Below are 9,099 nucleotides of genomic sequence, written 5' to 3'. Positions count from 1 at the left end.
GAGGTTCACTCGAAGGATCACGCGGTGGCCGCGTCTACGTCTACAACGACGACGAGCTCGACGACCGCGCTACACCACTATCGGGGACTCAACTGAGCTGTTCTTCCCGTGGGTGATGCCGCGCCCGCGCTGGCACGGGTCGAGGAGCGAAAGCGGTGTGCCGGCAGTGCCCTGTCATCGACGCCTGTCTGGGCTGGGCGCTGGAGACGCGTCAGGACACCGGCGTGTGGGGTGGGCGGTCCGAGAGTGAACGGCGCAAACTTCGGCGACGCGTTGCGCGCACACGTCGGGTCGCCGGAGCCGGCGACGACGGCCGTGGGCGGCGCGGGCAGGTCCGGTCCGGGGCGCCACTGCCCTTGCATTCTTCACAGGGATGCTAGTGAATACTGGTATGAGTCAGACAGAGCACGACTCCGGCAACCGCCGCGATGGGAGTCCGATGCCCTCGGCGACGCATCACCACCACGCGGACCTGTGGTCCGGGCTCGCCGCACGGGAGGCCGCCCTGGTCAACGCGGTCGCGGCCGGGCACGATCACGAGCAGCCACGCCGCGCGCTGGTGGATTTCCTGCGCGGGGAGGTCTTTGCGCATCTGCAGACCGAGGAGATGGTGCTGTACAACGTCGCGCGCGGCGTTGGCGCGCATGCCTTGGTGGCCGCACTCGAGCTGGACCACAAGTCGCTGCTGAGCCTGGTCGAGCACATCGATCAGGCCGCTACGGGTCTGGATGCCGCCCTGTCGGCCCGAGCCCTGGTGATGCTGTTCGTCCTGCGGATGGAGAAGGAAGAGACGGTGCTGATCCCCACGCTGACCGAGGCTGGGGTCGACGTCTCGATCCTGATCGCCGGGCGTCCGGAGATGCTGGGCACCGACCAGGACCGATGAGGTCGGGGCGGCGCCGACGCGCACGCCGTCGCACGGCGGTCCCCCTCCAGCATCGGACTCTCGGCGGTTCAGGTCAGCTTGGCGATGGCGGGAAATCGAGCGATGACGCACCGAGGAGGACAGGACGCCGGCGGTTAACCGGCTGTGGCGCATCAGTCCAGGCGCGAGGTGGCCTCCTTGAGGAGTTGAGCCGGCTCGAGCCACATTGAGGGGTAGTCGCCCTGCCAGAGCTGGTTGCCCTGGGCGTCGATGAGGACGAACCCGTGTCCGGGGACTCCGGGGTGCATGCCGGTCCCGAGGGTGCCGTAGGCCTCGGAGACCGTGCCGTCGTCGAGCAGGTAGGGGGTGGTGGCGCCGTAGCGCTGCATGTCGAGGCGGATCTGCTCGGCGGTGTTCATGACGATCGGCAGGACCGTGATGTCGGCCTCGGCGAAGCCTGGCTCCTTCTCGATCTCGGCCATCTGCACGGTGCACGAGGCGCAGCCGGCTCCCTCGTTGAAGTAGAGGATGACCGGTTCCCCGCGGAGCTCGGACAGGGTTACGGTGGTCCCGGCCGTGGTGGGCAGGGTGAAGTCCGGGGCGCGGCGAGTCTCCTCGGAGCTGGCCGTTCCGGAGGTGGCCAGGGCGTAGACGGCGGCCGCGACCACCGCGAGGAGCGCGCAGATCCCCAGGATCCGCCGGCGGCGGGCCTTGCTCGCGGCTGCTTGGGCCCGGGCCTTCTCCTCGGCGTGCTTGTGCCGGAGTCGGTCCTTGGCGCTGAGGGTCGTGCTGGTCATCTGGGCAGTCCTTCGGTGTCGTGGCTGGCGTGGCAGGCGGGCGCCTCGGCGGGTGTCTCGGGATCAGCGGGGTGCGGGGCTCGGGTGCGCCGGTCGCGCAGGGTGAAGAGCACGAACACGCCCGCCACGGCGAGGAGGCCAGCGCCGAGGAGGGGCTCGGGCAGGGGATTGAGCCAGTCCTGCACGCGGCCCAGCGTGGTGGCGAGCCAGTTACCGATGGCGCTTTGCACCGCCCCGCCGCCGGTCATCTCGGTGCTGCCGGCCAGGGTAATGACCCAGATGCCCATGACGGCGAAGGCGATCGCGACGGCGAGGTTGACGGTGTTGGTGACCAGCGTGCGTGCACCGAGGCGGATCTTGATGAGCCGGGCTTGGAAGAGGCGGCGTTCCCCGAGCCGGGCCTTGTCCCAGACCAGGGCCATGACGAAGAGGGGAAAGACCATCCCGAAGACGAACGCCAGGCCCAGGGCCACCCCTCCGGCGGCCGACCCGGAAAGCACCGACAGGGTCATGACGCCGGCCAGGACGGGGGCGCAGCAGCTGGAGGCGATCCCGGAGAAGACACCGAGGGCGAAGAAGCTGGCGCCGTCGCCGCGGCTGGTGTCCGGGGCCCGCATGAAGCGGGGCAGGGACCACATGGTGCCCGAGAGGGACAGCCCGGCCAGGGCGATCATCAGCAGGCCACCGGCCCAGTAGAGCTGGGTGTGGTACTGGTTGATGGCCCCGGACAGCATGCTGACGCCCAGGGTGATGGGAACCAGCACCAGCGCCAGGCCTGCGGCGAACACGAAGGTCAGGGGCAGGATTCGCCACCGGCGGTTCTTCACCGCCCCGGCCAGGTAGCTGGGGGCGAGGAAGACGATGCAGCACGGCGCGAACAGGGCCACGCCGCCGGCGAAGAAGGCGGCCAGGACGCTGCCGGTGGTCAGGAGCTCACTTCCCACGGCTCAGGCCCTTCTCACGCCGCGGCCGTGCGCAGCTGGAGGAGCTTCTCCAGCCGCCGCCGGGGAAGGCGTCCGCTGCTGAAGAACTCCCCGTCGACCAGGACCAGCGGCGCCATGGGCGGCCGGTGCCGGCCGATCAGTTCCCGTCCCTCGGCCGAGTCGCGCTCGACCATCCGCACGGTCAACGCGAACCTCACGCTGAGCTCAGCAAGAACCGCAGCGGCGTCCTCACAGTAGTGGCACGCAGGCGCCTGAACCACGGTCACCTTGGTCGGGCTCTCTTGGGCTGTCACGAAGTTCCTCTTCTCAATGGGTGTCGGATCACCACCGAAAGCATCGACCGCCCGACCGGGCCAATCGATCGACCTTTCATGAAGAACCCATGAAGATCACCGGCAAGGGCCCCAGATCAGGAATGGAATGCCACCCGTCCCCCTTGCACCCAGCAGGGATACCCTGTAGGGGTATGGATGAAGGATGTCGACGAGGGGAAGCTATGAGCACGCCAGAGCACCATCACGGGCACGGCGGGACCAGGCCAGATGGACGCGGTCCCGCCGAGCAGCACACCGCCCACGGCGGGGGACACGGGAGCCAGACCACCCACGGGCAAGCGATGCCGACGAAGACCGGACAGGTCACCGACCCACTGAACGCCGCAGCGCACCACGGACATGATGCGTCCCACTCCGGTCACGACAGCCATGGTCCTCACGCCGGACATGACGCTCACGGCGGTCATGGAGACCACGGCGGACATGGGGGACATGGGGATCATGTGGCGATGTTCCGGCGCCTGTTCTGGATCATGCTCGCCCTGGCGATTCCCACCGTGCTGCTCAACGGCATGTTCGCCGACCTGCTCGGCTACTCCCTGCCTGACATCCCGGGGGTCGAGTGGGTCTCCCCGGTGCTCGGGACCGTGATTTACGTGTGGGGTGGGCGGCCCTTCCTCACCGGCGCCGTCGACGAGCTGCGTGCCCGTAAGCCGGGGATGATGCTGCTGATCGGGATGGCGATCACGGTCGCGTTCGTCGCCTCACTCGGGGCGAGCCTGGGGCTCTTCTCCCACGAGCTGGACTTCTGGTGGGAGCTGGCGCTCCTGGTCGTCATCATGCTGCTCGGGCACTGGCTGGAGATGCGCTCCCTCGCGCAGACCACCTCCGCGCTGGACTCCCTCGCCGCGCTCCTGCCCGACGAGGCCGAGCGGGTGGAGGGCGATGAGATCGTCACCGTCGCCCCGGCAGACCTTCGTCTGGGTGATGTCGTCGTCGTCCGTCCGGGTGGCCGGGTGCCGGCCGACGGTGAGGTCGTCGACGGCGGCGCGGACGTCGATGAGTCGATGATCACCGGTGAGTCCAAGCCGGTGCTGCGCACCGTCGGGGACCACGTCGTGGCCGGCACGGTGGCCACCGACAACGCGCTACGGGTGCGGGTGTCCGCCGTTGGTGAGGACACCGCGCTGGCCGGTATCCAGCGCCTGGTTGCCGAGGCGCAGGCCTCCACCAGCCGCGCCCAGCTCCTGGCGGACAAGGCCGCCGGCTGGCTGTTCTGGTACGCGGTGATCGCCGCGATCATCACTGCGGTCGTGTGGGTGTGGCTGGGGGTGCCCGAGAGCGCGCTCGTGCGGGCGATCACCGTCTTGGTCATCGCCTGCCCCCACGCCCTGGGCCTGGCGATCCCGCTGGTCGTGTCTATCTCCACTGAGCGCGCCGCCCGCGGCGGAGTGTTGATCAAGGACCGCGCCGCGATGGAGCGCATGCGCGTGGTGGACACCGTGCTGTTCGACAAGACCGGCACGCTGACCAAGGGCGAGCCCGCGCTCACCGACATCACCACCACCGGTGGGTATGAGGCCGGGGACCTGCTGCGTCTGGCGGCGGCCGCGGAGGCCGAGAGTGAGCACCCGCTGGCCCGGGCGATCGTGGCGGCGGCCGAGGACCGAGGACTGCAGGTGCCGCCGGCCAGTAACTTCCGTGCCGCGACCGCTGTGGGGGTGCGTGCCACCGTGGAGGGCCGCGAGGTCCAGGTTGGTGGCCCGGCGCTGCTCGCCCAGCACTCCGCTGAGCCGTTGCGGGCAAGCGCGCCGTGGTCGGAGGACGGGGCTACCGTCCTGCACGTCCTGATCGACGGGAAGGTGGCCGGGGCGGTGGCACTGGCCGATGAGATCCGCGAGGAGTCCCGCGAGGCGGTGGAGGCACTGCACCAGCTGGGCATCCGGGTCGTGATGATCACCGGTGACGCCGAGCCGGTGGCCCGGACGGTGGCCGCCGACCTGGGCATCGACCAGGTCTTCGCCCAGGTCCGCCCGGAGGACAAGAGCGACAAGGTCCTTGAGCTGCAGCACCAGGGCCGCATCGTGGCCATGGTGGGGGATGGCGTCAACGACGCCCCGGCGTTGGCCCAGGCCGACGTGGGGATCGCCATCGGCGCGGGCACCGACGTGGCCATCGGCTCGGCCGGTGTCATCCTGGTCTCGGACGACCCGCGTTCGGTGCTGTCGGTGATCCAGCTCTCGCGCGCCAGCTACCGGAAGATGAAGCAGAACCTGTGGTGGGCCGCGGGCTACAACATCGCCGCCGTCCCGCTGGCCGCAGGGGTGTTGGCGCCGATCGGGTTCATCCTGCCGATGTCGGTGGGGGCCATCCTGATGTCCCTGTCGACCATCGTGGTGGCGCTCAACGCCCAGCTGCTGCGCCGCCTGGACCTCAGCCCCGAGGCCAGCACCGCGGCCGCGCACGGCGCCCCCAAGGTGCCTTCCGCCGGTGGCCCAGAGGCACCTGGGCGACGTGAGGACGTGGTCCCAGCGCACCACCACTGACTCACCGCGCGGGACGTGCGACGCACGCGGCCCGCAGGTACCGCGGTGTTTCACGAGCGCCGACCTCCCGGCTGTTGAGGCACGGGAGTCGGCGCTCGTCGTCGCGCGCGTGAGTCCCGGCTCGCATCGTCACGGAGCGCCAGGCACATTCCGGTTCACGGCCTGACCTGGCCTGTGGCTGGTGAGGTCGACTCGATCGCGCCGCCACCGGGCTGTGGCGGGCGCGGTTTGCGGGCGGCGAAGCGTAGGACTAGACCGCGCAGCGAGTACTGCACGGTGACTGCCTGAAGCCCGGCGCGCGCCAGGACGGGCTCCAGTGTTCCGCGCTCGATGAGTCGGTGTGGGGAACGGTCGACCAGGTGCACCAGCGATGCGACGCGGGACGCGACCAGGTCGTATCCCAGGAACATCCCCCCGGGTCGCAGGACACGAGACGCCTCGCTCACTGCGCTTTCCCATTCGATCACGTGGTGGAGCATGAGGAAGCTCGTCACCGCGTCGAAGGACCCATCCTTATACGGCAGTCGTGTGGCGTCGGCCTGGTGAACCACGACGTGCGGTAGATGTGCCAACCGCTGCCGTGCGGCACGGGCCATGACGGGGTCCAGGTCGGTCACGGTGAGACGTACCTGCCGGTCGGTGCGGCCGAGCTCTGCCGCCATGGCACCACTCCCGCCGCCGACCTCGAGCACCTCACCTGCAAGGGAGAACCCTTGAGTACTCCACGGCAGGATCCGCCGCGCCAAGCACCGCCATGGTGCGCTGCGGCAGAGCAAGGCTTCAAAAAAGGACATGGTCGGCATGGTGGCGACCTTCCAGTGAACTCCAGGATCACGTGATCGGACACAAGGGCCGGATGGGCCACAGCGGTCAGAGGCGGCAACTGGGGCACACCAGGACCAAAGTAGGAGGCGAGAAGGGGTCGATGTGGGCGATGGTGAAGTGGACCAGCGTGCCATGTGCGGGGGAGCTACGACACAGGAGAGTACTGAACCATGACTAGCGCAACTGCTTCCCCGACCACCTGGCGCCGACGCGGCGAGCAGGGCCCGGACGACGCCACGATCGCGCGCATCGACGCCTGGTGGCGCGCCGCGAACTACCTGTCCGTCGGGCAGATCTACCTGCTGGACAACCCACTGCTGCGCGAGCCGCTGCACCCCGACCACATCAAGCCGCGGCTGCTGGGCCACTGGGGCACCACCCCGGGTCTCAACTTCATCTCCGCCCACGCCAACCGGGTGATCCGGGAACGCGCCCAGTCCGCGATCTACATCGCCGGCCCGGGTCACGGCGGGCCGGGCCCGGTGGCCAACGGCTACCTCGAGGGCACCTACTCCGAGATCTACTCCGACGTCACCCAGGACACCGAGGGGCTGCGCCGGCTGTTCCGGCAGTTCTCCTTCCCCGGGGGGATCCCCTCCCACGTGGCGCCCGAGGTGCCCGGCTCCATCCACGAGGGCGGTGAGCTGGGCTACGCGCTGTCCCACGCCTACGGCGCGGCGTTCGACAACCCTGACCTGCTCGTCCTCGCCGTCGTCGGCGACGGCGAGGCCGAGACCGGCCCGTTGGCCGCCAGCTGGCACGCCAACAAGTTCGTCAACCCGAAGACCGACGGGGTCGTGCTGCCGATCCTGCACCTCAACGGGTACAAGATCGCCAACCCCACGGTGCTGGCCCGCATCGGCGAGGACGAGCTGACCGACCTCATGCGCGGCTACGGCCACCGCCCCCACGTCTTCACCGCCGGTTTCGACGACGAGGACGCCGTCTCGGTCCACGCCCGGTTCGCCGCCCTGCTCGACGAGGTGCTCGACGAGATCGCCGACATCAAGGAGCGGGCCGCCGGGCTGGACGCCGAGGAGGTCGAGCGTCCCCGGTGGCCGATGATCGTGCTGCGCACCCCCAAGGGGTGGACCGGCCCGAAGGAGGTCGACGGGCAGCGCACCGAGGGCTCCTGGCGCTCCCACCAGGTGCCGCTGGCCAACGCCCGAGACACCCCCGAGCACCTGCAGGTGCTGGAGGACTGGCTGCGCAGCTACCGCCCCGAGGAGCTGTTCGACGACGCCGGCCGGCTGGTGGAGGACGTGGCCGCCCTGGCGCCCGAGGGGCACCTGCGGCTGAGCGACAACCCGCACGCCAACGGGGGCCTGCTGCTGCGTGATCTGCGGCTGCCGGACGTGCGGGACTTCGCCGTCGACGTCCCGGTCCCCGGCGCCTCGATCACCGAGGCCACCCGCGAGCTGGGCAAGTGGCTCACCGAGGTGATGCGCCGCAACCCGGACAACTTCCGTCTCTTCGGGCCGGACGAGGTCGCCTCCAACCGGCTTCAGGCGGTGTACGACGTCACCGCGAAGCAGTGGAACGCCGAGCTCCTCGACAGCGACCGCACCGAGAACCTGGCCCGGGCCGGCCAGGTGGTGGAGATCCTGTCCGAGCACCAGTGCCAGGGCTGGCTGGAGGGCTACCTCCTCACCGGTCGCCACGGCCTGTTCACGTCCTATGAGGCCTTCATCCACATCGTCGACTCGATGGTCAACCAGCACCTGAAGTGGTTGAAGGTCACCGACGAGCTGCCGTGGCGCCGGCCCATCGCCTCGCTGAACTACCTGCTGTCCTCGCACGTGTGGCGCCAGGACCACAACGGCTTCTCCCACCAGGACCCTGGGTTCATCGACCACGTCGTCAACAAGGGCGCCGACGTCGTGCGGGTCTACCTGCCGCCGGACACCAACACGCTGCTGGCGACCTACGACCACGTGCTGCGCACCCGCCAGTACGTCAACGTCGTCGTCGCCGGGAAGCAGCCCGGCCCGGACTTCCTCACGATGGAGGAGGCGCTGGACCACTGCCACCGCGGCCTGGGCATCTGGGAGTGGGCAGGGACCGAGGAGGACGGCAGCGAACCGGACGTCGTGCTCGTGTGCGCCGGTGACATCCCCACCCTGGAGGTGCTCGCCGCCGCGGACCTGCTGCGTGAGCACCTGCCCGAGCTGCGGGTGCGGGTGGTCAACGTCGTGGACCTCATGCGTCTGCAGGACCCCAAGGAGCACCCGCACGGACTGCCCGACTCGGAGTTCGACGCGATCTTCACCACGAGCAAGAAGGTGATCTTCGCCTACCACGGCTACCCCTGGCTCATCCACCGGCTCACCTACCGGCGCACCAACCACGCCAACCTCCACGTGCGCGGGTACAAGGAGAAGGGCACGACCACGACGCCGTTCGACATGGTCATGCTCAACGACCTGGACCGGTACCACCTGGTCATGGACGTCATCGACCGCGTCCCGAGCCTCGGTGCGCGCTACGCGGGCCTGCGGCAGCGGATGTCCGACGCGCGCCTGGCGGCCCGCCGGTACACCCGGGAGCACGGGGTGGACATCCCCGAGGTCGCCGAGTGGCAGTGGCCCGACGTCGGGGAGACCGGAACCGCCGCCGGCGGCCCGCAGTACGACACCGGCGGCGACAACGAGTAGCGGCTCTGGCCGCGCCCGCCAAGCTGTATGAGGGTCGGCCCGATCCGTTCTGAAGGCACACGCACTCCGCTGCCTCCCTCGGCAGAGATCGGCCATCTCGCATACGTCGGTACGGTTCGAGGACTTCACGCCGCCGGCACAGACACCCAGGGAGACGGGTGTGCCGTGCGACCTCACCGCGCTGTGACGTGCT

General features: G+C 69.6%; 8 protein-coding genes. 4 read left to right on the top strand and 4 right to left on the bottom strand.

The features are described 5' to 3' along the window. Positions 1–155: 155 nt before the first annotated feature. Together DSZ44_RS19055 and DSZ44_RS17505 are read left to right on the top strand one after the other, a co-directional pair. Positions 156–380, top strand: a complete 225-nt coding sequence (locus DSZ44_RS19055) for a WhiB family transcriptional regulator (RefSeq protein ID WP_373681264.1) — start codon at positions 156–158, stop codon at positions 378–380. Between the two features lie 11 nt (positions 381–391). Next, complete coding sequence (locus tag DSZ44_RS17505) at positions 392–886, top strand: hemerythrin domain-containing protein (RefSeq protein ID WP_181424711.1); 495 nt, start codon at positions 392–394, stop codon at positions 884–886. A 152-nt stretch (positions 887–1,038) separates the two neighbouring features. Here the strand turns inward: DSZ44_RS17505 and DSZ44_RS17500 are convergent, their stop codons facing one another. From DSZ44_RS17500 to DSZ44_RS17490, 3 genes are read right to left on the bottom strand one after another with little or no spacing between them, the layout of a single operon-like run. Then, complete coding sequence (locus tag DSZ44_RS17500) at positions 1,039–1,662, bottom strand: peroxiredoxin family protein (RefSeq protein ID WP_110853913.1); 624 nt, start codon at positions 1,660–1,662, stop codon at positions 1,039–1,041. Further along, positions 1,659–2,606: a cytochrome c biogenesis CcdA family protein gene (locus DSZ44_RS17495; protein WP_110853912.1), complete on the bottom strand. Its 948-nt coding sequence runs from the start codon at positions 2,604–2,606 to the stop codon at positions 1,659–1,661. Before DSZ44_RS17495 ends, DSZ44_RS17500 begins: the two co-directional genes overlap by 4 nt. A gap of 14 nt (positions 2,607–2,620) precedes the next feature. Continuing rightward, positions 2,621–2,866 (bottom strand): glutaredoxin family protein, encoded by a 246-nt coding sequence (locus DSZ44_RS17490; RefSeq protein ID WP_373681265.1) that lies wholly within the window; start codon positions 2,864–2,866, stop codon positions 2,621–2,623. A 236-nt stretch (positions 2,867–3,102) separates the two neighbouring features. Between DSZ44_RS17490 and DSZ44_RS17485 the strand changes: the two genes are divergently transcribed. Beyond that, positions 3,103–5,427: a heavy metal translocating P-type ATPase gene (locus DSZ44_RS17485; RefSeq protein WP_110853910.1), complete on the top strand. Its 2,325-nt coding sequence runs from the start codon at positions 3,103–3,105 to the stop codon at positions 5,425–5,427. A 155-nt stretch (positions 5,428–5,582) separates the two neighbouring features. On the opposite strand, the gene DSZ44_RS17480 is transcribed toward DSZ44_RS17485, so the two are convergent. Beyond that, positions 5,583–6,230 (bottom strand): class I SAM-dependent methyltransferase, encoded by a 648-nt coding sequence (locus tag DSZ44_RS17480; RefSeq protein ID WP_110853909.1) that lies wholly within the window; start codon positions 6,228–6,230, stop codon positions 5,583–5,585. Between the two features lie 192 nt (positions 6,231–6,422). Here DSZ44_RS17480 and DSZ44_RS17475 point away from each other — a divergent pair, with 192 nt between their 5' ends. After that, positions 6,423–8,906 (top strand): phosphoketolase family protein, encoded by a 2,484-nt coding sequence (locus DSZ44_RS17475; protein WP_110853908.1) that lies wholly within the window; start codon positions 6,423–6,425, stop codon positions 8,904–8,906. Positions 8,907–9,099 lie beyond the last annotated feature (193 nt).

Source organism: Georgenia satyanarayanai (genome assembly GCF_900116375.1).
Classification (GTDB): domain Bacteria; phylum Actinomycetota; class Actinomycetes; order Actinomycetales; family Actinomycetaceae; genus Oceanitalea; species Oceanitalea nanhaiensis.
This window is presented reverse-complemented; position numbering and strand designations above follow the sequence as displayed.

Excerpts from the sequence above, each read along its gene's own strand:
- DSZ44_RS17505 (WP_181424711.1), top strand. The coding sequence starts at position 392 with ATGAGTCAGACAGAGCACGACTCCGGCAACCGCCGCGATGGGAGTCCG.
- DSZ44_RS17500 (WP_110853913.1), bottom strand. The coding sequence starts at position 1,662 with ATGACCAGCACGACCCTCAGCGCCAAGGACCGACTCCGGCACAAGCAC.
- DSZ44_RS17485 (WP_110853910.1), top strand. The coding sequence starts at position 3,103 with ATGAGCACGCCAGAGCACCATCACGGGCACGGCGGGACCAGGCCAGAT.
- DSZ44_RS17480 (WP_110853909.1), bottom strand. The coding sequence starts at position 6,230 with ATGCCGACCATGTCCTTTTTTGAAGCCTTGCTCTGCCGCAGCGCACCA.
- DSZ44_RS17475 (WP_110853908.1), top strand. The coding sequence starts at position 6,423 with ATGACTAGCGCAACTGCTTCCCCGACCACCTGGCGCCGACGCGGCGAG.